Annotated in this window: 22 protein-coding genes; 13 read left to right on the forward strand and 9 right to left on the reverse strand. The window is 70.9% G+C overall.

Features of this window, described 5'->3' with window-relative positions; all coding sequences use genetic code 11:
• Nucleotides 1-13 precede the first annotated feature (13 nt).
• Complete coding sequence (gene tatB, locus ABWV20_RS01215; RefSeq protein ID WP_353352921.1) at nt 14-361, forward strand: Sec-independent protein translocase protein TatB; 348 nt, start codon at nt 14-16, stop codon at nt 359-361.
• 203 nt (nt 362-564) lie between these two features.
• Here the strand turns inward: tatB and ABWV20_RS01220 are convergent, their stop codons facing one another.
• From ABWV20_RS01220 to ABWV20_RS01235, 4 genes are all read right to left on the reverse strand, one after another.
• On the reverse strand, nt 565-1,707 hold the full coding sequence (locus ABWV20_RS01220) for an Mrp/NBP35 family ATP-binding protein (RefSeq protein WP_353352922.1): 1,143 nt from the start codon (nt 1,705-1,707) through the stop codon (nt 565-567).
• A 179-nt stretch (nt 1,708-1,886) separates the two neighbouring features.
• The gene (locus ABWV20_RS01225; protein WP_502901737.1) at nt 1,887-2,465 is read right to left on the reverse strand and encodes a DUF1003 domain-containing protein; all 579 of its coding nucleotides are present in this window, start codon (nt 2,463-2,465) and stop codon (nt 1,887-1,889) included.
• Complete coding sequence (locus ABWV20_RS01230) at nt 2,462-3,766, reverse strand: magnesium transporter MgtE N-terminal domain-containing protein (RefSeq protein ID WP_353352923.1); 1,305 nt, start codon at nt 3,764-3,766, stop codon at nt 2,462-2,464. Before ABWV20_RS01230 ends, ABWV20_RS01225 begins: the two co-directional genes overlap by 4 nt.
• A 70-nt stretch (nt 3,767-3,836) precedes the next feature.
• Complete coding sequence (locus ABWV20_RS01235; RefSeq protein WP_353352924.1) at nt 3,837-4,385, reverse strand: hypothetical protein; 549 nt, start codon at nt 4,383-4,385, stop codon at nt 3,837-3,839.
• Nucleotides 4,386-4,481: 96 nt separating this feature from the next.
• Here ABWV20_RS01235 and ABWV20_RS01240 point away from each other — a divergent pair, with 96 nt between their 5' ends.
• The 5 genes from ABWV20_RS01240 to ABWV20_RS01260 all read left to right on the forward strand — a co-directional run bounded on the left by ABWV20_RS01240 (nt 4,482) and on the right by ABWV20_RS01260 (nt 9,735).
• The gene (locus tag ABWV20_RS01240; protein WP_353352925.1) at nt 4,482-5,558 is read left to right on the forward strand and encodes an HpcH/HpaI aldolase/citrate lyase family protein; all 1,077 of its coding nucleotides are present in this window, start codon (nt 4,482-4,484) and stop codon (nt 5,556-5,558) included.
• 43 nt (nt 5,559-5,601) lie between these two features.
• Nucleotides 5,602-6,501: an HpcH/HpaI aldolase/citrate lyase family protein gene (locus ABWV20_RS01245; RefSeq protein ID WP_353352926.1), complete on the forward strand. Its 900-nt coding sequence runs from the start codon at nt 5,602-5,604 to the stop codon at nt 6,499-6,501.
• Nucleotides 6,502-6,963: 462 nt separating this feature from the next.
• Entirely contained in the window at nt 6,964-8,109 is a 1,146-nt protein-coding gene (locus tag ABWV20_RS01250) for a N(5)-(carboxyethyl)ornithine synthase (protein ID WP_353352927.1), read from the forward strand.
• A 185-nt stretch (nt 8,110-8,294) separates the two neighbouring features.
• Nucleotides 8,295-9,209, forward strand: a complete 915-nt coding sequence (locus ABWV20_RS01255) for a hypothetical protein (protein ID WP_353352928.1) — start codon at nt 8,295-8,297, stop codon at nt 9,207-9,209.
• A gap of 169 nt (nt 9,210-9,378) precedes the next feature.
• Nucleotides 9,379-9,735: a hypothetical protein gene (locus tag ABWV20_RS01260; protein ID WP_353352929.1), complete on the forward strand. Its 357-nt coding sequence runs from the start codon at nt 9,379-9,381 to the stop codon at nt 9,733-9,735.
• A gap of 21 nt (nt 9,736-9,756) precedes the next feature.
• Here the strand turns inward: ABWV20_RS01260 and ABWV20_RS01265 are convergent, their stop codons facing one another.
• Both ABWV20_RS01265 and ABWV20_RS01270 read right to left on the reverse strand, forming a co-directional pair.
• Nucleotides 9,757-10,623: a serine protein kinase RIO gene (locus ABWV20_RS01265; protein ID WP_353352930.1), complete on the reverse strand. Its 867-nt coding sequence runs from the start codon at nt 10,621-10,623 to the stop codon at nt 9,757-9,759.
• A 152-nt stretch (nt 10,624-10,775) separates the two neighbouring features.
• Nucleotides 10,776-11,963 (reverse strand): hypothetical protein, encoded by a 1,188-nt coding sequence (locus tag ABWV20_RS01270; RefSeq protein ID WP_353352932.1) that lies wholly within the window; start codon nt 11,961-11,963, stop codon nt 10,776-10,778.
• Nucleotides 11,964-12,098: 135 nt separating this feature from the next.
• Between ABWV20_RS01270 and ABWV20_RS01275 the strand changes: the two genes are divergently transcribed.
• Together ABWV20_RS01275 and ABWV20_RS01280 are read left to right on the forward strand one after the other, a co-directional pair.
• The gene (locus ABWV20_RS01275) at nt 12,099-15,443 is read left to right on the forward strand and encodes a DUF7379 domain-containing protein (protein WP_353352933.1); all 3,345 of its coding nucleotides are present in this window, start codon (nt 12,099-12,101) and stop codon (nt 15,441-15,443) included.
• A 34-nt stretch (nt 15,444-15,477) separates the two neighbouring features.
• Nucleotides 15,478-16,350, forward strand: a complete 873-nt coding sequence (locus tag ABWV20_RS01280; RefSeq protein WP_353352934.1) for a caspase family protein — start codon at nt 15,478-15,480, stop codon at nt 16,348-16,350.
• 54 nt (nt 16,351-16,404) lie between these two features.
• Here ABWV20_RS01280 and ABWV20_RS01285 read toward each other — a convergent pair whose 3' ends face one another.
• Complete coding sequence (locus ABWV20_RS01285; RefSeq protein WP_353352935.1) at nt 16,405-16,836, reverse strand: VOC family protein; 432 nt, start codon at nt 16,834-16,836, stop codon at nt 16,405-16,407.
• Nucleotides 16,837-17,103: 267 nt separating this feature from the next.
• On the opposite strand from ABWV20_RS01285, the gene ABWV20_RS01290 reads away from it, so the two are divergent.
• Both ABWV20_RS01290 and ABWV20_RS01295 read left to right on the forward strand, forming a co-directional pair.
• A complete protein-coding gene (locus tag ABWV20_RS01290) occupies nt 17,104-18,300 on the forward strand; it encodes an acyl-CoA dehydrogenase family protein (RefSeq protein ID WP_353352937.1) in 1,197 nt (398 codons plus the stop codon).
• 40 nt (nt 18,301-18,340) lie between these two features.
• Complete coding sequence (locus ABWV20_RS01295; protein ID WP_353352938.1) at nt 18,341-18,925, forward strand: YflT domain-containing protein; 585 nt, start codon at nt 18,341-18,343, stop codon at nt 18,923-18,925.
• A 168-nt stretch (nt 18,926-19,093) separates the two neighbouring features.
• On the opposite strand, the gene ABWV20_RS01300 is transcribed toward ABWV20_RS01295, so the two are convergent.
• Entirely contained in the window at nt 19,094-20,641 is a 1,548-nt protein-coding gene (locus ABWV20_RS01300; protein WP_353352939.1) for an aminopeptidase P family protein, read from the reverse strand.
• A 112-nt stretch (nt 20,642-20,753) separates the two neighbouring features.
• On the opposite strand from ABWV20_RS01300, the gene ABWV20_RS01305 reads away from it, so the two are divergent.
• From ABWV20_RS01305 to ABWV20_RS01315, 3 genes are all read left to right on the forward strand, one after another.
• The gene (locus ABWV20_RS01305; protein WP_353352940.1) at nt 20,754-22,355 is read left to right on the forward strand and encodes a threonine/serine exporter family protein; all 1,602 of its coding nucleotides are present in this window, start codon (nt 20,754-20,756) and stop codon (nt 22,353-22,355) included.
• A 111-nt stretch (nt 22,356-22,466) separates the two neighbouring features.
• A complete protein-coding gene (locus ABWV20_RS01310; RefSeq protein ID WP_353352941.1) occupies nt 22,467-23,009 on the forward strand; it encodes a MaoC family dehydratase in 543 nt (180 codons plus the stop codon).
• A gap of 181 nt (nt 23,010-23,190) precedes the next feature.
• Nucleotides 23,191-24,255, forward strand: a complete 1,065-nt coding sequence (locus ABWV20_RS01315) for a type IV toxin-antitoxin system AbiEi family antitoxin domain-containing protein (RefSeq protein ID WP_353352942.1) — start codon at nt 23,191-23,193, stop codon at nt 24,253-24,255.
• An 835-nt stretch (nt 24,256-25,090) separates the two neighbouring features.
• Here ABWV20_RS01315 and ABWV20_RS01320 read toward each other — a convergent pair.
• Nucleotides 25,091-25,648, reverse strand: coding sequence for a SigE family RNA polymerase sigma factor (locus ABWV20_RS01320; RefSeq protein ID WP_353352943.1), 558 nt, complete (start codon nt 25,646-25,648; stop codon nt 25,091-25,093).
• Nucleotides 25,649-25,653: the final 5 nt, after the last annotated feature.

The following is a 25,653-nucleotide window of genomic DNA, read 5'->3' on the forward strand; positions in this document are numbered from 1 at the left end:
GGAATGAGCAACTGTGTTCGACATCAACGGGTGGGAGCTCCTGCTGCTCGGTGTCCTTGCCATCCTCGTGCTCGGTCCGGAGCGGCTGCCCGACTACGCGGCCAAGCTGGGACGCTTCGTGCGCCAGGCCAGAGGCATGGCCGACCGGGCGAAGCAGCAGCTCAAGGAGGAGATGGGGCCGGAGTTCTCCGACGTCGACTGGCGGGCCTACGACCCCCGGCAGTACGACCCGCGGCGCATCGTCCGCGAGGCGCTCAGCGCGTCGCCGTCGGAGGACGTCGAGCCTCCGGCCAAGCCGGTGAGCACGCCGAAGACCCACGACCCCTCGTTGCCGACGCCGTGGGACAGCGAAGCCACCTGACCTCCGAGCAGCCTCCGCGCGGATGCAGGCCCAGCCGGCCCTGAAGGCGCGTCAAGCGGCGGACCGAGCCCAGCGGCATACGGCCTGGTGTTTGACCCGCTCCGGCAACACACCGAGTAACTGTCAACCCACCGTGATCCGATCCCGGTGGGTTGACAGCTACTCGGTGTGTTGCGCCTGAGGTGGGGAGCAGACCCCCCGCGTCAGCGACCCGCGGGAGTGAGGCCCAGCGACCGCCCGGCGAGGCCGCGGGCGCGGCTGGCCAGTCCGCGCGCGATGCCGCGCAGCGCCACCCCGGCGGCCGAGTCGGGCGCACCGAGGACCACGGGGGTGCCGGAGTCGCCGCCCTCGCGCAGGGTCGTGTCGAGCGGGATCTGGCCCAGCAGCGGCACGGGGGCTCCGATGCTGCGGCTCAGCGAGTCGGCGACGGCCTGACCGCCTCCGGAGCCGAAGATCTCCTGCCGCGTGCCGTCGGGAAGCTCGAGCCAGGACATGTTCTCGATGACGCCGGTGATGCGCTGGTGGGTCTGCAGGGCGATGGACCCGGCGCGTTCGGCCACCTCGGCCGCGGCCTGCTGCGGCGTGGTGACGACGAGGATCTCGGCGGTTGGGATCAGCTGCGCGACGGAGATCGCGATGTCGCCGGTGCCGGGCGGGAGGTCGAGCAGGAGGACGTCGAGGTCACCCCAGAAGACGTCACCGAGGAACTGCTGCAGGGCCCGGTGCAGCATCGGGCCGCGCCAGACGACGGGCTGGTTGCCCGGGACGAACATGCCGATCGAGATGACCTTCACGTCGTGCGAGACCGGCGGCAGGATCATGTCGTCGACCTGCGTCGGCCGCTGCTCGACGCCGAGCATGCGCGGCACGGAGAAGCCGTAGACGTCGGCGTCGACGACACCGACGCGCAGGCCCTGCTCGGCCATCGCGGCGGCGAGGTTGACCGTCACCGAGGACTTGCCGACGCCGCCCTTGCCGGACGCGACGGCGTAGACGCGGGTCAGCGAGTTGGGCTGGGCGAACGGGATCTCCTTCTCGGGTGTCCCGCCGCGCAGCTGCTGGCGCAGCTCGGCCCGCTGCTCGTCGCTCATGACGTCGAGCGTGACGTTGACGGACGTGACCCCGGGCAGGGCCTGGACCGCTGCGGTCGAGTCGCGGGTCAGGGTCTCCTTCATGGGGCAGCCGGAGACCGTCAGGAAGATGGCGAGCTCTACGTGCCCGGCATCATCGACCTCGACCGACTTGACCATGCCGAGCTCGGTGATGGGCTTGCGGATCTCGGGGTCGTTGACCTTCGACAGTGCCGTGAGCAGGGCGTCGCGGCTGGGCAGGGCGGGGGCAGACATGCAAACCATCGTATGCCGCTGGGCTGGCTCACCCGACCACGGTGGCCCGCCGCGGGGGTGGCCTCCCTCACCCCGGCCGGCCCCACCTCCCGCGGCAACACACCCGCTCCCGGCGTGGTCACCCCCGCTGCAGCCGGCACCAGCAGACGCCAACCGGGTGTGTTGCGGGGGGAGGGGGGTCAGTCGGTGGGTGGGTGCTTCGGCGCGGGGGCGTTGGCGTTGGCGTCGAAGGGCCGGATCAGCGCCCGCTCCTCGAGCTCGCCCAGCAGGTCGCGCAGCTCGGACCGGACGAAGTCCCTGGTGGCCTGCTCGCGCAGCGCGAGCCGGAGCGAGGCCACCTCGCGGGTGAGGAACTCGGTGTCGGCGAGGTTGCGCTCGTCGCGTGAGCGGTCCTGCTCGAGGCCGACGCGGTCGCGGTCGGCCTGCCGGTTCTGGGCGAGGAGGATCAGGGGCGCGGCATACGACGCCTGGAGGGAGAGGATCAGCGTGAGGAGCGTGTAGTTGGTCTCCCTGGGGTCGAACTGCTGCTCCCTCGGCATGAAGGTGTTCCAGGCCAGCCAGACGGCGACGAAGATCGTCATCCCGATGATGAAGCCGGGCGTCCCCATGAACCGGGCGAACTTCTCGGACAGGACGCCGAACGCCTCCTGCGACAACGACATCCGCGGGAGGAAGGACGCGCGCAGCTCCCGGGGCTGGTCGAGGCGGTCGCCCGGCGTGGTGGCGCGGTTCAGGCGGCGGTTCGTCTGCTCCGTCACGGCTTGACCTCCAGCTCGTGCCGCTCCTCACGCCAGTCCTCGGGGAGGATGTGGTCGAGGACGTCGTCGACGGTGACGGCCCCGATGAGCCGGCCGTCCTCGTCCACGACGGGCAGGGAGACGAGGTTGTAGGTCGCGAGCGTCCGGGTGACGCGCTCGAGGGAGGCATAGGCCGGCAGCGGCTCCATCTCCTTGTCGATGATCGACCCGACCGAGGCGTGCGGCGGCTCGCGCAGCAGCCGCTGGATGTGCACGAGGCCGAGGTAACGGCCGGTGGGCGCCTCCAAGGGGGGCCGGCAGACATAGACCATCGTCGCCAGCGCCGGGGCGAGCTCCTCGCGCCGGACCATGGCGAGTGCCTCGGCGATCGTCGCCTCGGGGCCGAGGATCACCGGCTCGGTGGTCATCATGCCGCCGGCGGTCTTCTCGTCGTAGGAGAGCAGCCGCCGCAGCGGTGCCGCCTCGTCCGGCTCCATCAGCTGCAGCAGGCGCTCGGCCTGCTCGGGCGGGAGGTCGGCGAGGAGGTCGGCTGCGTCGTCGGGCTCCATGGCCTCGAGCACGTCCGCGGCCCGCTCGTTGTCGAGGCCGGCGATGATCTCGACCTGGTCGTCCTCGGGCAGCTCCTCGAGGATGTCGGCGAGCCGGTCGTCGTCGAGGGCCGCTGCCACCTCGGCCCGGCGCTTCGGGTTGAGGTCGTGGATGACCTCGGCGAGGTCGGCGACCTTGAGGTCCTCATAGGTCTCGAGGAGCCGCTCGGCGCTCTGGGCGGGGGCGTCGTCGTGAAGCCCGACCACCTCGCGGATCTCGACGAGCATGGTCTTGCCGGACCGTCGGCGGGTGAGGCGCGACATGGCCCGCGAGGCCGACGAGACGCCGTTGGCCTGGCGCACGAACACCTTGACCGCGTACCAGTCGCGGCGGGCGGACTGCTCGATCGCGACGTCCTCGACGATCGCCTGCTCGAAACCGGACGCCTCGGCCTCACGGCTGCGCACGGTGACGGTGCGGTCGAAGAGCTCCGCGGCGACGAGGGTCTCGTTGGTCCGCTGCTCGAACCGGCGCATGTTGACCAGGCCCGTCGTGATGACGGCACCGGCGTCGATCGACGTGACGCGGGTCATCGGCACGAAGACGCGGCGGCGCCCGGGCACCTCCACGACGAGGCCGATGACGCGGGGCTCAGGACGGGCGTGGGTGAACACCACGACGACGTCGCGCACGCGGCCGACCTGGTCGCCGAGCGGATCGAAGACGCTCAGGCCGGTCAGTCGTGCGACGAAGACACGGGTGCTGGCGCTCATGGCCCAAGGCTATGCGTTCCGGGTCTGAGCTGGCCGGTGCCACGACGGGCGGGCGCCCATCGGGTGTGCCTCAGCGCTTGCGTGAGCCGCCCGGGACGTCGTTGGCGCGCCGGTGCCCCCGGCCCTTCCAGTGCCAGGGCCGCCACGCGGTGGTCGTCACCGTCGTGCGCGCGGGCTCGGCTCGCAGGTCGAGGGCGGTGTAGGCCCCGGGGGACTCGAGGGGAGAGCCGAAGGGGGACAGGGCCGTGACGGTGCACTCACGGGCCCAGCGGGTCAGGGAGTCGTCGATGGAGTTGAGCCGTGAGGCGCGGAGCAGCTCGGCGGCGTGGTCCCACTCGGGAGAGCCCGGCTCGAGGACGACCGCGTGCGCGCGGGTGGTGAGCAGGCGCCCGCCGCTGTCCTTGCTGCGGAGGATGAGGTTGACCTCCTTCGGCAGCCAGGGGAGCGGCTGCTCGCCGGGACCGCTGACGACGAAGGCCGTCGTGCCGTCCCAGACGTGCCACGCGGGCCAGGTGCGGTCGTCGGCGACGTCGACCCACAGCAGGCTGGACTTGGTCATCGCCTCGTTGAGCAGGGCGCTGAGGTTGAGGGCTGGCTGCAGGGATGGCTCCTCCGTCACAGCGTCCACCCTAGTGACCCACCCCGCGCCGTGGTGTCAGCCACGAGTGATAGCGGTCATAACGCCGATGTCGGCCCGCGCGCTACGTTGGCGCGCATGCGCAGCGCCAAGGACTTCTTCAAGCCCCTCGCCGTGGGGGCACCGGCACCGATCACCGAGGTGCCGGCCCGCCCGAGCCGGATGATCCACTTCTTCGACCCGAGCAACGAGAAGATGGCGGCCAAGGTCCCGGGGCTCGTCGGCACGGTCGACGTCCTGCTCGGCAACCTCGAGGACGCCGTCAAGGCGGACCGCAAGGAGGCCGCGCGGCTCGGCCTCGTCTCGATCGCCAGGGCGACCGACTTCGGGGAGCACACGCAGCTCTGGACCCGGGTCAACAGCCTCGACAGCCCGTGGGTCCTCGACGACCTGACGACGCTCGTGACGGAGATCGGCGACAAGCTCGACGTCGTCATGGTCCCCAAGGTCCAGGGGGCCGAGGACATCCACTACGTCGACCGGCTCCTCGCCCAGCTAGAAGCCCGCGCCGGTCTCACCCGGCCGATCCTCGTGCACGCCATCCTCGAGACGGCCCGGGGGATGGCCAACGTCGAGGAGATCGCCGCGGCGAGCCCCCGGATGCAGGGCATCTCGCTCGGCCCGGCCGATCTCGCTGCCGACCGGCGGATGAAGACGACCCGAGTCGGCGGCGGCCACCCGGGCTACCTGGTCCGCCAGGACCCGCCGGCGGGCGTCGAGGACGGCGTCCACGCCGACCGCGCGGTCTACCAGCAGGACCTGTGGCACTACACGATCGCGCGGATGGTCGACGCGTGCGCGATGCACGGGATCTTCCCCTACTACGGCCCCTTCGGTGACATCAAGGACGTCGTCGCGTGCGAGGACCAGTTCCGCAACGCCTTCCTCCTCGGCTGCGTCGGCGCGTGGTCGCTCCACCCGGTCCAGATCGACATCGCCAAGCGGGTGTTCAGCCCCTCGGCCGAGGATGTGGCACACGCTCGCCGGGTCAAGGAGGCGATGGGCGACGGGACCGGTGCGGTCATGCTCGACGGCAAGATGGAGGACGACGCCTCGCTCAAGCAGTGCCTCGTCATCCTCGAGCTCGCCGACCGCCTCAGCTCGACCGACCCCGAGCTCGCCGAGCTCTACGGCACGACGCCGGAAACCCCCTGAGCCGTATGCCGCTCAGCCCGTTCTCGACGAAAGGCGCACCCGCGTGACCGTTCAGTCCCAAGCCAGCCCAGCGGCATACGGCTCCTTCCGACCGCGTCGGTCGGTGCTCTACCTGCCCAGCTCCAACGAGCGGGCGCTCGAGAAGGCGAAGACCCTCCCGGTCGACGCGCTCATCCTCGACCTCGAGGACGCCGTGGCCCCGGACGCCAAGGCGACGGCCCGGGAGAACGCCTGCGCCGCGGTGCAGTCCGGCGAGTACGGCCGCAGTGAGCTGACGATCCGTGTCAACGGGCTCGGCTCGGAATGGCACGACGCCGACATCGCCGCCGCGGCCGCGGCCGGGCCCGACGCCATCGTCGTGCCGAAGGTGGGCTCAGCGGAGGAGGTCCGCCAGCTCGTCGCCGCGATGGAGGCCGCGGGCGCCCCGGAGAGGACGAAGCTCTGGGCCATGATCGAGACGCCCGTCGCCGTCCTTCACGCGGCCGAGATCGCCTCTGCCTCAGACCGGCTCACCGTCTTCGTGCTGGGGACCAACGACCTCAACAAGGAGCTCGGAGCGGAGCTGGTGCCGGGTCGGCACCCGCTCCTCACGTCCCTGTCGCTGACCCTGCTCGGCGCCCGGGCTGCCGGTGTCGCGGTCATCGACGGCGTCTGGATGGACGTCAAGGACCTCGACGGCCTGCGCGCGGAGTGCGTCCAGGGCCGACAGATGGGCTTCGACGGCAAGACCCTGATCCACCCGGGACAGGTCGAGACGGCCAACGAGGTCTTCGCGCCGAGCGCCGAGCAGGTCGAGGAGGCGCGCGGGATCATCGCGGCGTTCGAGGCGGCCGTCGCGGAGGGCAAGGGCGTCGCGACCTACCAGGGCAAGCTCGTCGAGAGCCTCCACGTCGACACGGCCAAGAAGGTCCTCGCCACGGACGAGGCGATCCGCGCGCTGTAGCTCGTCGACGCGCCCCGGACGGGGCAGCCAAAGCACCAACGCCGTGGCAGAGCTCAGCCGAGGCGCTCGAGAGCTGACCGCAGCAGCTCCGTCGCGTCCACTGCGTCAGTAGCCCTTGCCGTCGCCCCGCAGCGCCACCTCCTGGACCAGCCCGCTCGAGCAAGAACTGGGAAGGGTCGATACTGGTCTTCGCGGTCATCGCGATGCTCCATTCGAGAGTGCTGTGAGAGGTTCACTCGAAGGCTCACGCGGTGACCGCGCCCATGCCTGCAGGGACACGCCCACCGGTGTCGTCGCACACCAACGTTATGGACTCAACTTTGCCCGTCGACCAGAAGTTCGTCCCCGGCCCCGACGGAAGGCCACCCCCGACTCCTCGGGCGGCCGGGTGGGGCGCTGATCGAGGAGAGGCCGGGCGGGGGACCGGCCCGTGATAGACAGGTGGCAACCAAGGGAGAACCCATGCAGCACCTCAGCGTCGGACTCTTGTCGCGGTCGCGCAAGGAGAACGAGCGGCGGCTGCCGATCCATCCGCGCCACCTCGAGCGCATCGATCCCGGCCTGCGGTCGCTCGTCCACCTCGAGACCGGCTACGGGGAGCACTTCGGCCTGCCCGATGAGGCCCTGGCCCCACTGGTCGGCGGGATCCACTCGCGCGAGCAGCTCCTCGCCGAGAGTGACGTCATCCTCCTGCCGAAGCCGATGACCGAGGACCTCGCCGAGATGCGGGAGGGGCAGGTCCTGTGGGGCTGGCCGCACTGTGTCCAGGATGCCGAGCTGACGCAGGTCGCCATCGACAGACGGCTGACCCTCATCGCGTTCGAGGCGATGAACCACTGGAACCGGGACGGCTCCTTCGGCCTGCACGTCCTCCACAAGAACAACGAGCTGGCCGGCTATGCCTCGGTGCTCCACGCCCTGTCGATCACCGGCTCCACCGGAGCCTACGGACGTCGCCTCAGCGCCGCCGTGATCGGATTCGGGGCCACCGCCCGCGGTGCGGTGACCGCGCTGCAGGCGCTCGGGGTCAACCAGGTGGACATCCTCACGCACCGGGAGGTGGCCGCCGTCGCGTCGCCCATCCACGCGGCCCGCATCATCAACTTCGACTACGGCGTGCCCGGTGGCCGGGCCAGCGACGTGTTCACCGAGGACGGGGCCGAGCCGCTGGCCGGCTTCCTCGCCGGGCACGACATCATCGTCAACTGCGTCCTGCAGGACCCCAACCGGCCGATGATGTTCCTCGACGAGAGCGACCTGCCCCTGCTCGCCCCAGGCACGCTCGTCATCGACGTCTCCTGCGACGAGGCGATGGGCTTCAGCTGGGCGCGACCGACGTCCTTCGAGGAGCCGATGTTCACGGTGGGGGACACGATCCGCTACTACGCGGTGGACCACAGCCCGTCCTACCTCTGGGACTCCGCCACCTGGGAGATCAGCGAGGCCCTGCTGCCGTTCGTCGGGACGGTGATGGCGGGGCCCGACGCGTGGGCGGCCGACGAGACGATCCAACGGGCCATCGAGATCCAGGACGGCCGGATCCTCAACCCGAGCATCCTGACCTTCCAGTCGCGGTCGGCGGAGTTCCCCCACGTGCCGGAGCCCTGAGCGAGCCGGGGCGGCTTGCCTCGACGGTGCGAGGTGGCCGCCGCCCCGGGGACGCTGATGCCGTATGCCGCTGGGCCGGCTCAGGACGTCGGCTGCCCTCGCTCAGCCGGAGACCTTGGCGATCGTCACGGGCCTTTGGTCCCGAGGGTGGGTGTGCTGCTCGGTCCTCGGGATACCGTCGTCCCGTGTACCCGCTCGAGCGTCCTTCTCCCTCCCCCCGAGGCGGGGGAGTGCGGGAGGCGAAGTCGCCCCCGGAGCCGCCGCTGCGGCTGACCCGGCGCGGCTTCCTCGTGCTCGGTGGTCTGGGGCTCGGGACGGTTGCCGCCGGCGGCTACGCCATCACGAACGGACTGCCGAGCCTGCCCGGCCTGCCACAGATCCCCGGGCTGGTCGAGCCGAGCCCCCGCGAGCTGTTCGCCGACCCCGTGCCGGTGGAACGAGCGGCACTGGAGGCGCGCACGCAACTCGGCCCAGCGGCATACGTCTACGAGGTGACGGCGCGGCCGGCGACCTACTACGTGACCCCGGCGTTCGGCGCTCGCCTCGACGGGTGGCTCGCCCTGCATCAGCAGCACACCGGCCAGCGCCCCGACACGGTCCGCTCCTACGGCGCCTGGGTGCGGGGCCGGGCCGGCTCGTGGCACGGCTCCGGCGAGGCGTTCGACCTCGCCCGGCTGAGGCGCGACGGCGAGGATCTCGTCTCCCTGCGTTACGACCAGTGGCGGGACGCCCCGGCGAGCGAGCTCCGCCGCCGCCTCGCGGCCTACTGGCGCGTGGCGGCCGGCCTGCACCACGAGTTCGCCGACGTCCTGACCTACCTCTACGACAGTGACCACGCCAACCACATCCACGTCGACACGGGGCGCTTCGGCCCGGAGCGGCCACGGCTCATCAGACGGTCCCGGGTGCAGGCCCAGGCCGTGCAGGCGATGTGTCGCCACGTGTGGGGCCGAGCGGACGTGGAGATCACCGGCGAGTGGGACGACGCGACCCGGGCCGCGACGACCGAGATCCTCGAGCAGGTCGATGGCCCCGGGCCGCTGGACGAGAGCCGTGAGGCCTGGCAGGCCTTCATGGTGGCCACGCTGGAGCGCGACTGACCCCGGTGCGGGTCGTGCCATCGTGCCGCTCGGCGCACTCATCTCGGGAGGGGCTGCGGTGCAGCGCTATTGGCTCGAGACGCTTCGACAGGCGGGATGTCGTGGGCTGAGCTAGCCTGCTTCCCGGCCGCCTCGCGGGGACGCGGCCTCTCGTGACAAGGGGGCACCGGTGCGCAGCGCACGGGACGTCGTGCAGTTCTCGTCAGGCCGGGACGTCCGGGCCATCGCGGCCGGTTGGGCCAACCAGCACGGCTACCGCCTGATGCGGATGTCAACGGCCGCCGTCGTCTTCGGCAAACGCCCGGTCCCGGTTGGCCTCCCGGTCATGGTCGAGCTCGCCAGCCGCGACAGCGGCCACACCCTCTCGTGCTGGGGACGGCTCAACCGCCTCGTCGTCACCCGGGACATCAGCCTGACCGACCCGGCTCGGGCCGGGCGCCGACACCGGCACCGGGCCCAAGGGGAGGTCAACGAGCTGCTCTGGGCGCTGGGCGCGCCCCCGCTGGGCGGGTCCGACCACGGCTGAGCGGCGGGGGAGCCTCGCGCGTCACCAGCGGGACGTGGCAGCCGCCATGAGGTCACCGAAGAAGTGCCCGGCATCGATCTCCAGACCGCGGCGGGTGAACCAGGCCGCCATGGTGCGGGCGTCCCGCTCGAGGAACTCGGGACCATGCGGGTTGCCCACGACGTCGACGACCTGCGGCCAGTCGATGAGGACGAGGCGCGGGTCCGACCCCGTTGTCGCCGGCCGCTCGTCGAGCAGCACGTTGTAGGGGGAGAGGTCCCCGTGCGCCCAGCCGAGCTCCGCGAGCTGCATCATGGCGTCACGCAGCTGCTCGAAGAGCACAGGCAGGACGTCCGGAGCCGGGCGCGTCTGGGCCAGGCGAGGGGCTGCGTGTCCGTCGGGGGTCCCGATGAACTCCATGAGCATCTCCTCGTGGTCCATCTGGACCGGGTAGGGGACCGGGAGCCCCTCGCGCCACAGCCGGACGAGGGTCTCGAACTCGGCGTAGGCCCAGAGGCCGCTGATCAGCTCCTTGCCGAACGAGGTCCGCGTCGCGATGGCGCGGGTCTCGCGCGACTTCCTGACCCGCCGACCCTCGAGGTAGCCGGCGTCGCGGTGGAAGAGGCGGTGCTTGCTCGACCGGTAGCGCTTGCTCGCCATGATCACGTCACGGTCGGCGACCCCGGGGACCCACCGGCGGACGAGGTGGACGTCGGCCTCCTTGCCGGTCTTGAGGACGCCGAGGTCGGCGTCGACGGCAGCGAGCTCGGTGACGACCCAGCTCGGGCGCGGCTTGGGACCGTGGGTCGCGGTGTCCCAGCTGGACCAGCGGTCCCCCTCCGGGGGGCCATCGGGGTTGGTGTCTACGGAATAGGGTGATTCGTCAGGTCGAAAACGGTTGAAGGACAAGAGAGCTCCAAGGACGTGGTGGACGTGGGCGGGTGCGCCCGGACCGTGATGGACATGTCACCCCTCCTTGAGCTCGGGCAGCCGGCTGAGGCGCCGCTGCGGTTGGCACGAGCGTGCCCCGTGTCGAGCGGGGCACGCAAACGGTTTTCGGGTCAGGGCCGCCCGGCCTGAGTGTCGCGGGTCACCGGGAAGCCGTCGACGCCGGCGCGCGCCGCATAGACGGCGCCGCTCACCGCGTGCCCGACGAAGAGAACCGCCGCGACGACCGCGACGACCTTGCGCCAGCCCTCGTGCCGCGTGCCGGCCAGCTCGGCGGCCGTCACCATGAACACCATGAACGCCGCGGTGTAGGCACCCCAGAACCAGTTGCCGCTACCCATCACCTCGCCGGCGTTCGTCTCCGCGAGCAGCGCCATCTGCCCCACCGCAACCGCGAAGACCGACCAGGCGAGCCAGCGCGAGTCGGCCCAGGGCGAGCGGGTGCGCAACGCGACCGTGGCCACGGCGGGACCGGCGATCGAGAGGATGAGGGACCAGGCGATGTTCGGTGAGTAGAGCGACCACACCGCGAAGGGCGCGATGGCCAGGCCGTCGCGAGCCACGCCGGTCGAGGTGCTCGAGAAGACGACGACGTACTGGCCCAGGAGCGTGAGGCCCGGCAGCACGAAGGCGAGGAGGGTGAGGACGACGGACTCGGAGAGACGGATGTTGCGACGCCACAGCGTCACGACCAGGACGGTGCCCATGACCGGCAGCAGGGCCAGGGCGAAGTTGGGCTTGGCCAGCAGCATCACCGTCGTGACCACGCTGAACAGGACGGCGCGTGACCGGGTCGGGTGCCGCAGCAGCTCGAGCGCGGTGGTGAATGCCAGGATGGCCAACGGCAGGACGAAGATGTTGGTCGAGTTGTGCCAGACGGTCGGCGACACCTGCCCGAGGTAGATGCTGCGCGGGCGCCACGGGTCGATCAGCGGCATCACGAGGAGCAGGAGCGCCGCCACCACGAATGACCGCGGGGCGCTGCGAGTGACGAGCCAGGCGAAGCGGTAGCTGAGGAGCGAGGTCGCCAGGACGGCAAGGCTGAGGAGGACCACGGAGGCGACCCGCAGGCTGTGCGTGTCGGCCGCAGACGCTCCGGCGGAGACGTAGACGAGCGGGTACCAGAGGCTGTAGGTGAACCACTGACCCGCCTCCATCAGCTTGACCGCGATCTTGGCGTGGACCGCGATGTCGGTCCCGGCGCTCAGCCTGATGAGGACGGGGATCGAGATGGCGAGCGTGAGGACACTGAGCGCCGTGAGCCAGGGGGCGTGGGGGCGCAGGGGTGTCCGGACCGTCATGGACATGTCACCCTCATCGGAGTTGCTGGCGATTCGGTATCTGCTGAGGGCCTGTCCCCTCTAACGTGAGAACGAGGGTACAACGAGCAGGATCGCGGCCCGCTGACCCGCCCGTCGTTGACAAGGGGGAGTCGTATGCCGCCCACCTCCTTCACGAGTGAAGGCGTCAGAGCCGTCGTGCCTGAGTCCTACGACGTGCGGGAGTCACCACGCAGTCGCGCGCTCCCGGGGGAGCCGGGCTTCGAGCAGCAGGTGGCACAGGACGCGATCGTCGACTCCCTTGCCGACAGCGGCTTCGAGCCGGTGCACCGTCTCGACCTGGTCCCCCGACCCACGCGCACTCTCGGCGAGGCCCCCCAGGAGGGGAGGGCCACCGTGCAGGTGGACGTCGCCGCGGACGAGGACGCGGTCGTCCTGCTCGAGCGCGACGGCGTCTACTCCTGGCAGCTGCCCACTGACGCGGGGCGGCGCACCCGCTCGATCGACGTCGGCCCGCGAACGGTCCAGTTCGAGTTCGAGCTCGCGCCGACGGACGGACGGCCGCGTGGTGGTGCCGGTCGGCGGGAGCCCGGGCGCCGGGCCGAGCGCAGCAGGGGGCTGCTCGGTGACGTGGTCAGGGGCGCCGTGCAGGCCTTCGTCTTCCGGTTCGCCGCCCCGCTCGTCGTCGGCAAGGCGATCGAGAAGCTGGAGGAACCAGTCCGCACCGGCCTGGTCCACATCACCGGCACCGACCTCGACTCGTGGCGTCGGATCGAACGACTCGACGAGCTGGACCTGCCCACCGACCGGCCGGTCAGGCTGCTCCTGCTCCTGCACGGGACCTTCTCGTCCACCGCGGGAGGGTTCGGGGCCTTCACCTACGACGAGAACGCCAAGGGCCTGCTGGCAACCGCGCTCGGTGCCTACGACGCCGTCATCGGCTACGACCATCGCACCCTGAGCCAGGACCCGCGGGCCAACGCCAAGGATCTGCTGGCGCGGCTCAGCGCGCACCAGCCCGCCGACGAGCTCGTCATCGACATCATCACGCACAGCCGCGGAGGGCTGACGACACGCAGCCTCGTCGAGCACGAGCTGCCCCAGTCCTCCTGGCCCGGACGGGTCGACCGCATCGTCTTCGTGGCCGCGACCAACGGGGGCACGCACCTGGCCGACCCGGAACGCTGGCACGACCTGATCGACCTCTACACCAACCTCGTCAGCGCCGGCGCCGGGGCGCTCGCCGCGCTGCCGGGCGCCGCCCCGGTCGCGGCCATCGTCGCGGGCGTGGTCAAGGGCATCGGCGCGCTCGTCAAGTACCTCGTGTCCTACGCCGCCGACGACGCCGGTGTCCCCGGGCTGGCCGCCATGATGCCGAACGGACCCTTCGTCACCGAGATCAACAAGGTCCAGCCCGACCAGCCGGCACCCGGGACGAACTGGTTCGTCATCGCCTCCAACTTCCACGTCGAGCTGCTCGACGACTCCCACCGGCCGCCGGAGTTCCCCCGAGAGCTCGTCGTGAAGCTGGCGGAGGGGTTCGTCGACGACGTCTTCAAGGGCGACAACGACCTCGTCGTCGACACGGCCTCGATGAGCGCCATCGGCCTGCCGGTCGGCGGGTTCGTCGCCGACGCGCGCCTCTTCCAGTCGAACGACCGCATCTACCACACCAACTACTTCAGCCAGCTCGACGTGATCGAGTCCATCGCCGGGTGGCTGCCGCTCGGGATGGGCGCCGGGGGCGGGCCCGAGGCCGCCCCGGCACCCGACACCGCCCCGGCACCCGACACGGCCCCAGCACCGGAGCCCCCGAGGGAGCGGGACCTGCCGATGGCTCCACCTCCACCGCCACCTCCACCGCCACCGCCACCTCCACCTCCACCGCCACGCATGGAGCCGCCGATGGCTCCCCCGCCCCCCGTGCGGTCCGCGCCTCCTTCGCCGGACGCCCCCTCGGACACTCCCTGGGGCACCCCCTCGGACGGCGTACCGACCCGGGCCACCATCGCGGCCGAGATGCCTGCGACAGTCGTGGTCCAGGAGCCCTTCGACGTGCGTGTCACGCTGTCGCGCAAGGACATCGAACCCGCTGGAGGGATGGTGCACGCGTCCGCCGCCGTCGCCGTGCAGGAGGACCGGCCGGTGTCCGTCCAGGTCGTCGGCAAGGCCAACGCTGAGGTCCTCGGCACGGACACCGATGTGCTCGGCCTGCCCCTGGGCGGCGGTGAGTCAGCGCTGTCCTTCAGCGTCCGGTCGCTGGGCGCCGGCCCCGTCCTCGTCCACGCCATCGTCCGCCAAGGCTGGGTCCCGCTGGCCACGCTCTCCCTCGAGGCGCGGGCCGTCACCCGGGCTGCCCTCGGCGCACCGACCCCGCCTGCCCGTGCCGAGGTCCACACCGGTATCGATGCCCCCGAGCTCGACGGGCTGCCGTGCCTCGACATCATCGAGAGCACCCGCCCGGACGGGTCGGTCGTCTACAAGTACGCCGTACGCGTCGAGCAGGACGGCACCGCAGTCAACTTCGAGTCCCTGCCCATCATCGACCGCGCACGGACCATGGCGGCCTTCCTCGACGAGGTCCAGGAGCTCGTCGGCGCGGGCCACAGCGAGGCCCAGCTGCTGCGACGACTTCAGGACCTGGGCACCCGTCTCTACGACCTGCTGCTGCCGGAGGACATGCAGGCGTACCTGTGGAAGCACCGCGACGAGATCGGCGACCTGATCGTCTACGCGGACGAGCCCTACATCCCCTGGGAGCTGGTCCACCTCAAGCCGCCCACGGGGCCGCGCCAGCACGAGCCGCGGTTCCTCGCCCAGGGCGGCCTCGTGCGATGGCGCCTCGGCAGCTTCCCGCCGAAGGAGATCCGGGTGCGGGAGGGCCGGGCCCGCTCGCTCATCCCCGACTACCGCGACCCGCAGTTCGTGCTGTCCGAGCCGGTCCACGAGGCCGCCTACCTCACTGAGCGCTTCGGCGCCAAGCCGGTGCGGGCCACGCCGACCGGCGTCGTCCAGCTCCTGCGCGGCGGCCACTTCGACCTGCTCCACTTCTCCGGCCACGGGGCCGCAGACGTCGAGGACATCCTCGGGGCCCGCATCCTCCTGCAGGGCCGCAAGCGGGGTCGCACCGTCGAGCCGCAGTTCCTCACCGCGACCGACGTGAGCGAGAACGCCCGTTGGGCCCCTGCGGGACAGGCCGGGCCGGTGGTCGTGTTCAACGCCTGCCAGACCGGTCGTGAGGGGATCCTCCTGACGACGGCCGGGGGCTTCGCCGACGCCTTCCTCGACGCGGGGGCGTCCGCCTTCGTGTCCTGCCTGTGGTCGGTCCACCAGCAGCCGTCGCGCACCTTCGTCGAGAAGCTCTACGACGAGCTCCTCGACGGCACCCCGATGGCACGGGCCACGGCCCGTGCCCGCCAGGCGGCGCGCGAGCAGGGCGACGCCACCTGGCTCGCCTTCGTCGTCTACGCACGCCCCGATGCCGTCCTCACCCGCACGTGAGCCGGCGCAACCCGTCAGTCGAAAGGAACCGGTCATGGCACGAAGCGCCGTCTGTGTCGGCATCAACGAGTTCGAGCACCTGCCGATGAGCAGCTGGCTCGCCGGGTGCGTCAACGACGCCGAGGACATCTCGGCCGCCCTGAAGAAGTTCGGCTTCACCGCACGCACGACCACCGTGCTGCGTGACTCGGAGGCGACGAAGCAGGCCGTGATGCAGGCTCTGAACGCCATGGTCGACAAGGCCAGACCGGGTGACCACCTCGTCTTCTCGTTCTCCAGCCACGGCACCCAGGTGCCGAACCAGCCCGGTGACCGGGACGAGCCGGACGGACTCGACGAGGTCTTCGCGTGCTACGACATCAAGCGCGCCGGCGACCAGTGGGACCGCGACACCGTCATCTCCGACGACGAGTTGCGCGAGCTGTTCCAGCGGGTTCCCGAGGGAGCGCTCCTCGAGGTCCTCCTCGACACCTGCCACAGCGGCACCGGCCTCAAGGACCTCGAGGAGATCCAGCTGGCCATGACTCTGGGGCGCAAGCCGCGCTTCCTCCCGCCCCCCACCCCTCGGGGTCTCGACCGGGCCCGGTCCATCCGGGAGCTCCGGCCGACCCGGACCGTCGACCACAAGGCCCTGGTCGAGCTGACCAGGCGCGGCAAGGGGGCTCGGCCGGTGCTCTTCGCCGCCTGCAAGCCCCACCAGACGGCGTCTGACGCGACCTTCGACGGTCGTCCCAACGGAGCCTTCACCCACCTGCTCCTCCGGTCGCTCACGGACCGACCCGACGCAACGCGAGCCGAGCATCTGCGGGCCGTCCATGCCGGGCTCAAGGCCGAGCAGTTCGAGCAGCGCTCCACGCTGGAGGGTGCCCTCAAGGCCAAGAAGGTGGGGTTCGGGACCCTCTGGTGAGTCTCGCGGACCCCGGCCCCGGCACGACACCGGACGCCGGGGCCCCGGAGCGGATCAGGAGCTCTCCCGCGGGGGCGCCTGCCCCTGCTGGAGGATCCGGATGTGGTTCCCGAACGGGTCCCGCACGCCCATGTCCACCCCGTAGAAGTGCTCGGTGGGCTCCTGGGTGAAGTCGGAGACCCCGCGCTCGCGGAGCGTGTCATGGAGGGCGCGGGCATCGTCGGTGACGAAGACGAGCCCGCCCAACGCCCCCGCCGCCATGAGCTCACGGAGCCGCTCCGCCGTCGCCTCGTCGTGCAGCGGGGGACCCGGCTTCTCGAGCGAGACCTCGGTCGCCTGGTCGCCGGGGACGCGCACGGTCAGCCATCGGTAGTCGCCCTGCTGCACGTCGTTGGCCTTCTCCAGGCCGAGCTTGTTGACGTAGAAGTCGAGCGCCTCCTCCTTGTCGAGGACGTAGATGGACGTGACACTCAGCCTGGTGATCATCCGTGCTCCTGCGTGCCGTTGGTGGGTGGGACGACCTCAATCGTACGAAGCCGCCACCGCCGCGACTTCTCCAGAACTGCTCGATCCGGCGGCGAACCGCGACGGCGCCCCTGCCGACCGGCCGGCGGGGTCTCACGCGAAGGCACGGGAGGTGACGGGCCTTACAGGTGGGGGGACTCACACGAGGATCGCGGACCCGGGAAGCGAGCTCGGCGGCATACTCAGTCGCAGTTACGACCCAGCCACGACGTTAGGCGGCGATCACCCGTGTCCAGACTCCAGCAGACCGAAGGCCTCACCGAGGAGCAGACCGAGCTGCTCAAGCTCGTGCGCGAGTTCGTCGACGAGCAAATCCTCCCCGTCGCGACGGAGCTCGAGCACCGGGACGAGTACCCGCAGGCGATCGTCGACCAGATGAAGGAGATGGGGATCTTCGGGCTGATGATCCCCGAGGAGTACGGCGGCCTGGGTGAGTCGCTGCTGACCTACGCACTCTGCGTCGAGGAGATCTCGCGGGGGTGGATGTCGGTCAGCGGCATCGTCAACACCCACTTCATCGTCGCCTACATGATCCTGCAGCACGGCACCGAGGAGCAGAAGCGCCACTACCTGCCGAAGATGGCCACGGGCGAGATCCGCGGAGCCTTCTCGATGTCGGAGCCGGGGTGCGGATCCGACGTGTCGGCGATCAAGACGAAGGCCGTCCGAGACGGCGACGACTGGGTCATCAACGGCCAGAAGATGTGGCTGACCAACGGCGGCACCGCCAACCTCGTCGCCGTCCTCGTCAAGACCGACACCGGTGCCGACTCCGTCTACAAGAACATGACGACCTTCCTCATCGACAAGGAGTCCGGCTTCGGCGAGACCGCGCAGGGCATCACGGTGCCCGGCAAGATCGACAAGATGGGCTACAAGGGCGTCGACACGACCGAGCTCATCCTCGACGGCCACCGGACGACCAGCGCGCAGATCCTCGGCGGTGAGCCGGGCAAGGGCTTCTACCAGATGATGGACGGCGTCGAGGTCGGGCGGGTCAACGTCGCCGCTCGCGGCTGCGGCGTGGCGCGGCGGGCGTTCGAGCTCGGCGTGTCCTACGCGCAGCAGCGCGAGGCCTTCGGCAAGAAGATCGTCGAGCACCAGGCCGTCCTGTTCCGCCTCGCCGACATGGCCGTGAAGGTCGAGGCCGCGCACGAGATGATGGTCAAGGCCGCCCGCAAGAAGGACTCCGGCGAGCGCAACGACCTCGAGGCCGGCATGGCCAAGTACCTCGCCTCCGAGAACTGTGCGCAGGTCGTGGAGGACAGCTTCCGGATCCACGGCGGCTACGGATACTCCAAGGAGTACGAGATCGAGCGCCTCTACCGGGAGGCGCCCATGCTGCTCATCGGCGAGGGCACTGCGGACATCCAGCGGATGATCATCGGTCGCCGGCTGCTCGAGGACTACAAGCTCAGGTCCTGAGGTCCCGTGCCTTGCCCGCGGAAGGTGCAAGGATGAAGCCATGAGCCTGCAACCGAAGGGTCCGGGAGGTCGCCCGGGCTTCGCGACACTCTCCCTCGACTACCCGATGTCCCTGGGGACGTTCGAGAAGTACGACCAGGCGCAGAAGGCCGTGGACGTGCTGTCGGACAACGGGTTCCCGGTGGAGAACTGCCTCATCGTCGGCACCGAGCTCAAGCAGCTCGAACGTGTAACGGCCCGCCTCACGTGGGGGCGGGTCGCGCTCGGCGGCGCGTTGTCGGGCCTGTGGCTGGGCCTGTTCGTCGGCCTGATCTTCTCGTTGTTCAGCACGACGACGAGTGCCTTCGCGCTCCTGCTGGCGACCGCTCTGTGGGGCGTGTTGTTCGGGCTCATCTGGTCGCTCGTCGGCTATGCCTTCACGCGAGGCGCCCGCGACTTCTCGTCGGTGAGCCAGGTCGTGGCCACGAAGTACGAGGTCTTCGTCGAGCACAAGTTCGCCCAGCAGGCGCGGGACATCCTCGCCAAGGCGAACGTCTACCCCGCCGGGACGAGCAGCTTCGGGGCGCCGCCGGCCGCGGCTCCAGGCCCGGGCGCCCCGCCGCCGGCAGACCGCACCGACGGCTGAGCTCCGCTCGAGCCCACCACACCCGGCTTCCGCACGCCGGCTTCACCCGCAACACACCCGCTAACCGCGTGCAGGTGCCGGTTGCAAGCGGCACGAGCACGCGGTAAGCGGGTGTGTTGCGTCGTCTCTTCCGGAGGCCAGGGACGCGAGGGCCTCGACCGGCCTCGGTCAGCCGCGCTCTGACCAGATGCGGGCGATCCAGGCCTCGACGTCGTCAGCCGAGCGAGGCATCGCGGCCGAGAGGTTCTCGCACCCGTCCTCGGTGATGAGGATGTCGTCCTCGATCCGCACACCGTTGCCGCGGAACTCCGGCGGGGCGAGCAGGTCGTCGGCCTTGAAGTAGAGCCCCGGCTCGACCGTCACGATCATCCCCGGCTTGAGCTCTCCGTCCATGTACTGCTCGCGCGTCGCGAGGGCGCAGTCGTGGACGTCGATGCCCAGGTGGTGGCTCGTGCCGTGGACCATCCACCGGCGGTGGTACTGGCCGTGCTCCTTGTCGAGCGTCGCCTCGACGTCCACGCCCTCCGGCAGCAGACCCCACTGCTCGAGATGCTCGGCGATGACGCGGATCGCGGCCGCGTGGATGTCGCTGAACCTGTTGCCGGGCTTGCAGGCCGCGATGCCCGCCTCCTGGGCGGCGTGGACGGCGTCGTAGATCCCGCGCTGCGCCTCCGTGAAGGTGCCGCTGACAGGCAGGGTGCGGGTGATGTCTGCGGTGAAGAGCGAGTCGACCTCGACTCCAGCGTCGAGCAGCAGGAGGTCGCCCTCCCGGATGTCACCGGTGTTCTTGATCCAGTGCAGGGTGTTGGCGTGGTCGCCGCTCGCGCAGATCGAGTCGTAGCCGACGCCGTTGCCGTGGTGCCGGGCGTGGAGCCCGAAGACTCCCTCGACCCACCGCTCCCCGCGCCCGCGGCGGACGGCCTCCGGCAGGTCGGCGATGACCGCGTCGAAGCCTCGGTGCGTGCCCTCGACGGCCGAGCGCATCTCGTCGATCTCCCACTCGTCCTTGACCATCCGCAGGTGGGACAGGAAGGCGGACAGCTCGTCGTCGGCCTGGTGCATGGCCTCGACCCGAGGCTCGACCTCGCTGTGGTCGGTCGACTCGCCCTGCCCGGCACGCGCCTTGTCCACGAGGGCGGCCGCGGCGGCGTCGGCCTCACGGACCACCCGCACCGTCACCGCGCCAGCGTCCTTGCCGACGGCATCGGCGAACTCGTCGATGTGCCGGCCGGAGATGCCGAGCTCCGCCTCGAGGTCGTCGATGGTCGGGCGCGCACCGACCCAGAACTCTCCGTAGCGGGAGTCGTTGAAGAACTCGTCCGTGTCCCGGCCGGCGAGCGGGCGGAAGTAGAGGATCGCCTCGTGGCCCGGCACGTCACCATCACCGCCGGCATCCCCGGTGGGCTCGAGCACCAGCACGGCGTCGGGCTCGCGGTCGGAGCCGAGCCCGGTCAGGTGGGCGAACGCGCTGTGCGGCCGGAACACGTAGTCGGTGTCGTTGCTGCGGACCTTGAGACCCCCGGCGGGGATGACGAGGCGCTCACCGGGGAAGGCCGCGCTGACAGCGGCACGGCGCTCAGCGGCATACGGCGCCGCTGTCGTCCGCTCGGGGAGCCCGGTCGGGCGTGGGGCCCAGCCAGAGGCGACAAAGGCCCGGAACTCGTCCGTCGTCGGCCGGGAGCGGTTGGCGCTCTTCTTCTGCTCTTCGCTGCTCACCCAGCCATGCTTCCACGAGAGGTCCCGCGCGGCTAAACCAGTATCCGGAAGGCGCCGGCTTCCGCCGAGGGGTCGCTGGCGGGCCCGGCGCGCCGCGGCATACCGTCGTCCTGTGCCCCGCCCCGACGGAACCCGCCGACCGAGCACCACCCACCACGCCGGACCGATGCCGTCCCTGCCCTCGCTCCCGTCGCTGCGAGCGAGCACCCGGCGAGCGATGCGGCCGAGCGGCCCGCCGACGGACGAGATCCCGTTGTGGAGCTCGCCGGACGAGGTGGACCGGCACACGGCTCAGGCCGTCATCGACCTCGCCATGCGGGCAGGCGTCGCCATGCTCGCCAGCGGAGCCGCCGCCGCGGACGTCACCGCGACGGTGCTCATGCTGACGCGTGCCTACGGCCTGGCTAGTGTCCACGTCGACGTCACCTACACGTCGGTCGTCGTCTCCTACCACCGAGGCCCCGACGCCGACCCGATCACGGTGATGCGGATCGTCCGCTTCCGCGTGCAGGACTACACGCGGCTCGAACGGCTGCGTTCGCTCATCGTCGCCCTCACTCAGGAGCCCCTGGACGTCGCGGAGGCCCGGGTCCGCTTCGACGCGGTCATCACCGCACCGCACCCGTACCGCCGGTGGGTCGTCACCATCGCCGGGGCCACCCTTGCGGCGGGGGCGGCGGGCCTGCTCGGTGGCGGGTGGTTCATCATCTCCCTCAGCTTCGTCACCGCCGCTCTCGTCACGCGCGTCAACGACTGGCTCGGCAAGGTCGGCATCGCGTCCTTCTTCGCCCAGGCCGTCGGCGCGGCGATCCCGACGGTGGTCGCGACACTCGTCGTGGTCGGGCAGTCCGCGGGCCTGACCGTCATCGGCGACGTGTCGCCCTCGCTCGTCGTCGCGTCCGGGATCGTGCTGCTCCTCGCCGGGCTGTCCATCGTCGGGGCGGGCGAGGACGCCCTCGAGGGCTACTACGTGACGGCAGGGGCTCGCGCCTTCGAGGTGGTCGTCCTGTCCCTCGGCATCGCCGTCGGAATCTCCGTCGTTCTCGCGGCGGGCCAGCGGCTCGGCTACCCCATCGCAATCAGCTCACGGACCCTCCTCGACGAGAACGTCCTCGTCCAAGTCGTCTGCGCGACAGTGATCTCCGCGGCCTTCGCCGTCATGTCGTACGCCACCGGGCGGGCCGTCGCCATGGCGGGGGCGGCCGGCGCGTTGGGCTGGGGGATCCTCGCGTTCGGTGAGCGGGCCGAGCTCGGCACCGTGACCTCGTCAGCGCTCGCTGCGCTCGTCATCGGCCTCACCGCGCGGCTCGTCGCCCGGCGCGCCCGGATCTCGGCGCTCGCCGTGACCACCGCGGCCATCGTGCCCCTGCTGCCCGGTCGCAAGGCCTACGAGGGGATCTCGCTCATCGTCACCCAGCCGGACGGGCTCGGCTTCTCCGCCGGCCTGCCGATCCTCGCCGAGGCCTTCGGGCTGGGCCTCGGGCTCGCCGCCGGCGTCTCGCTCGGTGCGTACTTCGCCGGGCTCTTCCTCGCCCGCCGGCGCGGTCTGCGGCTCGGTCAGGCGGCCGGCTCTCGCCTCCCCTCCGACCCGTCGGCATCCGCGGCGGTCGTCGTGCCGCTCCTGTCCGACACCGGCGAGTTCCCGCCAGTGGACGTGGACACGGCGGACACGGCGGACACGGCGCCCACCCCGCCCACCCCGCCCACCCCGTGAGGCACCTGACAGCGTGAGGAAGCACACGGCATACGGACATGGGCGGATGCCGCTGGGCTTGGCAGGCTTGGGACCGTTCGTTTCGCACGTGGTGGGTCTCAGGAGGACGGCATGCAGTTCGGGCGCAGCTATGAGGAGTTCGAGGTCGGCGCGGTGTACAAGCACTGGCCCGGCAAGACCGTGACCGAGTACGACGACCACCTGTTCTGCCTCCTGACGATGAACCACCACCCGCTGCACCTGGACTCGAACTACGCGGAGGAGACGACGCAGTTCGGAAAGAACGTCGTCGTCGGCAACTACGTCTACTCGCTCCTGCTCGGGATGTCGGTGCCGGACGTGTCGGGGAAGGCCATCGCCAACCTCGAGATCGAGTCGCTGCGTCACGTGGCGCCGACCTTCCACGGCGACACGATCTACGGCGAGACGACCGTGCTGGACAAGTGGGAGTCGACCTCGAAGGACGACCGGGGCGTCGTCCACGTCGAGACGGTGGGCTACAACCAGGACGGCAAGGTCGTGTGCATCTTCCGGCGCAAGGTCATGGTGCCGAAGGAGAACTACCTCGAGGCGCGTGGGGGCGAGCAGCCGGGCCGTCCCGTGCCGCAGCCGGACAAGAACTGGCCGGGCTCGACGCCGGGCGCGGAGGCCTGACCGGCCGCCTGACTCCGCAACACACCCGCTTCCCGCGTGCTGGTACCGACTGCAGGTCGGGCCGGCGGGCGGTAAGCGGGTGTGTTGCGTCTGTCCACACCCGGCTGGGTCGGATGCACGTGGTCCACAGGGGAGCGGGTGGGTCTTCCCGACGCGGCCGTATGCCGCTGGGCTGGCTCCCATGGACCCACGACTCCAGGCGCTGGTGGACTCACAGAACAGCGCCTTCTCCGCCGCCCAGGCCAAGGCGCTCGGTGTCGGCGACCACGAGCTGAGGCGTGCGGTCGCTGGTGGGGAGCTGGTCCGGGTCCGACGCGAGGCCTACGTGGCGGGGGCGGTCTGGGCGGAGGCGCGAGCTGAGGAGAGATTTCTGCTGACGGCCACTGCGGTGGCGCGGACCCGTCCGGGAGACGGCCTCAGCCATCACGCCGCGCTGGCGCTCCACGGCCTCCCGCTGTGGGACTGCGCGATGGACCGCATCGACCTCGTGGGTGCGGTCCACCAGGTGACGCACCGACGCGGCCTCGCGCTGCATCCCGCGAGCGGTCTCGTCACCCAGGAGGTCCGGGGCGTGCCAGTCGTGAGCGTGGCTCGAGCGATCGTGCGCAGCGCGGTGTCGATGGGCCGGGACTGTGCCGTGGTCGCCGGTGACGCCGCCCTGCACCGGGGACTCGTCACCGTGGAGGAGCTCCTGGTCGAGGTCGCCCGCCTGACGCCGCACGAGGGCCGCGGCCGGGCGCACGCGGCCGTGCTGCGGATGGACGGGAGGGCCGAGTCGGTCGGTGAGTCGCGCACGCGGCTGGTGTGCGAGGACCTCGGGCTCGCGCACGAGAGCCAGGTCGTCATCCGGGACGAGTCGGGCCGGTTCGTGGCCAGGGTCGACCTGCTCGTCGAGGGCGTCGTCGTCGAGTTCGACGGGAAGGTGAAGTACGGCCGGAGCCGCGATGCCCAGGACGGAGCCGTCAACGCTGCACAAGTCCTCTGGAACGAGAAGCGTCGCGAGGACGCGATCCGTCGTCAGGGCCACCCGGTCGAGCGGAAGGACCCCCGCGTCCCGTCCGGGTTGACCCACGTCACCTCGGCCACGACACCGCCCTGTTGGCCGTCGCCCGGAGTGTCCAGCTCCGCGGCGAAGGCCGTCGCTTCGATCGCCTCCAACTGCTGGTGGTACACCTCTCCGACGACCGTCGAGCCGTCGGTCAGCCGCAGCTGGACGTCGGTCGCGCCGGCCGGTAGGAGCCCGTAGGTGACCCACCACGTGGAGCCGGCGGCTCCGGTGGCGTCCTCCCGTCCCACATACATGAGCATCGGCTCCCCGCCGAAGGGCTCGGGTGCCGTCGTCGTCGTGCCCGGCATCCGGGCCCCCCACGCCTTGGAGTCGGCGTCTGCCCACACCTGGATCGCGTCGTCGGTGCTCGGGACCGTGAAGACCGCGGTCCGGAAGTCACTTGGTGCGGTCGTGTGGGCGCGTCCGGTCCCGTCCTCCCAGTCGATGGAGCGAAGGTCCTCGATCGTGCCGGACCCGTGGATGACGATCGCGAAGGCCCGGTACTTGGTGCCCGGCAGCTCGGCCTGCACCATCTCGGCCTGGTCCTTTCCCGGAGCGAGGAACGCGCTGACGGACCTCGTGTCGGCAGGCACGACGCCGAGGACGACGTTGCCGTCCCCGGCTCCGCCGAACGTCATGCCTTCGCCATCGCTGGATACCGAGCTCCCCGCGGCGCCGTCCACACCGGCCTGCCCGTACTCGAGGCGGTCCTCCGCTCCGCCCGTCACCGTGTAGCGGACGATGTAGGTCGCGTCGCCGAGTGTGAGCGTCGCCTCGGCGGAGGTCGGCGGCCGGCTGACAACGGGGCTCGAGCCATCACTGGACGGCGGGAGCGCCCGCGGCTCGCCTCCGAACTGCGCTGCACCTGCGACGACGGCGAGAACGACGGCGAGCCCTGCCCCGGCGCCCAGGACCCGGCGGCGCAGGACGGCGCGCTGCCCGCGTCGCAGCACCTCGTCCGGGTCGAAGCCGAGCCCGGGCTCCTGGCTGGCGATCTCGAGGACGGGCTTGATGCCGCTCTCCGGTGTGGCGTTCATCGCTGGCTCCCTTCGCTGGCTGGGTCGGAGGTCGTGGCCTCGGCGAGCTGGCCGGAGGGGTCGATCTCGGGGACCTGCGCCCGGAGCGCGGCCAGGCCCCGTGAGGCCGCACTCTTCACGGCGCCGACCGAGATGCCGAGCACCTCGGCGACGGTCTGCTCGGACAGGTCGGTGTAGTAGCGCAGCACGACCACCTTGCGCTGTTGCTCGGGGAGCTGACGCAGCAGGCGCACGACGAGGTCACGGGTGTCGCTGGTGGCCATGGCGTCGGGGAGTGGTTCCCCGCAGGGGACCGCGTCCGTGACGACCTCGCGACGGGTCGAGCGCCAGCTGTCGGTGCGCTGGTTGGCCAGGACGCGACGGGCATACGCGAGCGCCTCGCCCTCACGAACTCGGGGCCACGCCACGTAGGTCTTGACGAGCGCGGCCTGCGTCAGCTCCTGCGCGCGATGGTGGTCACCGGTGAGGAGCCACGCGGTCCGGAGGAGCGCCGGACCCGCCTGTTCCATGAAGGTGCTGAACGCGGCATCGCGCTGCCGTCCTCGTGGTGTCATCGACC

Origin of the sequence: Intrasporangium sp. DVR, from assembly GCF_040365325.1 — a bacterium.
In the GTDB taxonomy this organism is placed as follows: Bacteria; Actinomycetota; Actinomycetes; order Actinomycetales; family Dermatophilaceae; genus Intrasporangium.

Bases quoted from the DNA above. Each gene is read 5' to 3' on its own strand.
- ABWV20_RS01270 (WP_353352932.1), bottom strand. From the start codon at position 11,963: ATGACGGTCCGGACACCCCTGCGCCCCCACGCCCCCTGGCTCACGGCG.
- ABWV20_RS01285 (WP_353352935.1), bottom strand. From the start codon at position 16,836: ATGATCACCAGGCTGAGTGTCACGTCCATCTACGTCCTCGACAAGGAG.
- ABWV20_RS01310 (WP_353352941.1), top strand. From the start codon at position 22,467: ATGCAGTTCGGGCGCAGCTATGAGGAGTTCGAGGTCGGCGCGGTGTAC.
- ABWV20_RS01280 (WP_353352934.1), top strand. From the start codon at position 15,478: ATGGCACGAAGCGCCGTCTGTGTCGGCATCAACGAGTTCGAGCACCTG.
- ABWV20_RS01275 (WP_353352933.1), top strand. From the start codon at position 12,099: ATGCCGCCCACCTCCTTCACGAGTGAAGGCGTCAGAGCCGTCGTGCCT.
- ABWV20_RS01320 (WP_353352943.1), bottom strand. From the start codon at position 25,648: ATGACACCACGAGGACGGCAGCGCGATGCCGCGTTCAGCACCTTCATG.
- ABWV20_RS01230 (WP_353352923.1), bottom strand. From the start codon at position 3,766: ATGAGCGCCAGCACCCGTGTCTTCGTCGCACGACTGACCGGCCTGAGC.
- ABWV20_RS01240 (WP_353352925.1), top strand. From the start codon at position 4,482: ATGCGCAGCGCCAAGGACTTCTTCAAGCCCCTCGCCGTGGGGGCACCG.
- ABWV20_RS01295 (WP_353352938.1), top strand. From the start codon at position 18,341: ATGAGCCTGCAACCGAAGGGTCCGGGAGGTCGCCCGGGCTTCGCGACA.
- ABWV20_RS01250 (WP_353352927.1), top strand. From the start codon at position 6,964: ATGCAGCACCTCAGCGTCGGACTCTTGTCGCGGTCGCGCAAGGAGAAC.
- ABWV20_RS01220 (WP_353352922.1), bottom strand. From the start codon at position 1,707: ATGTCTGCCCCCGCCCTGCCCAGCCGCGACGCCCTGCTCACGGCACTG.
- ABWV20_RS01315 (WP_353352942.1), top strand. From the start codon at position 23,191: ATGGACCCACGACTCCAGGCGCTGGTGGACTCACAGAACAGCGCCTTC.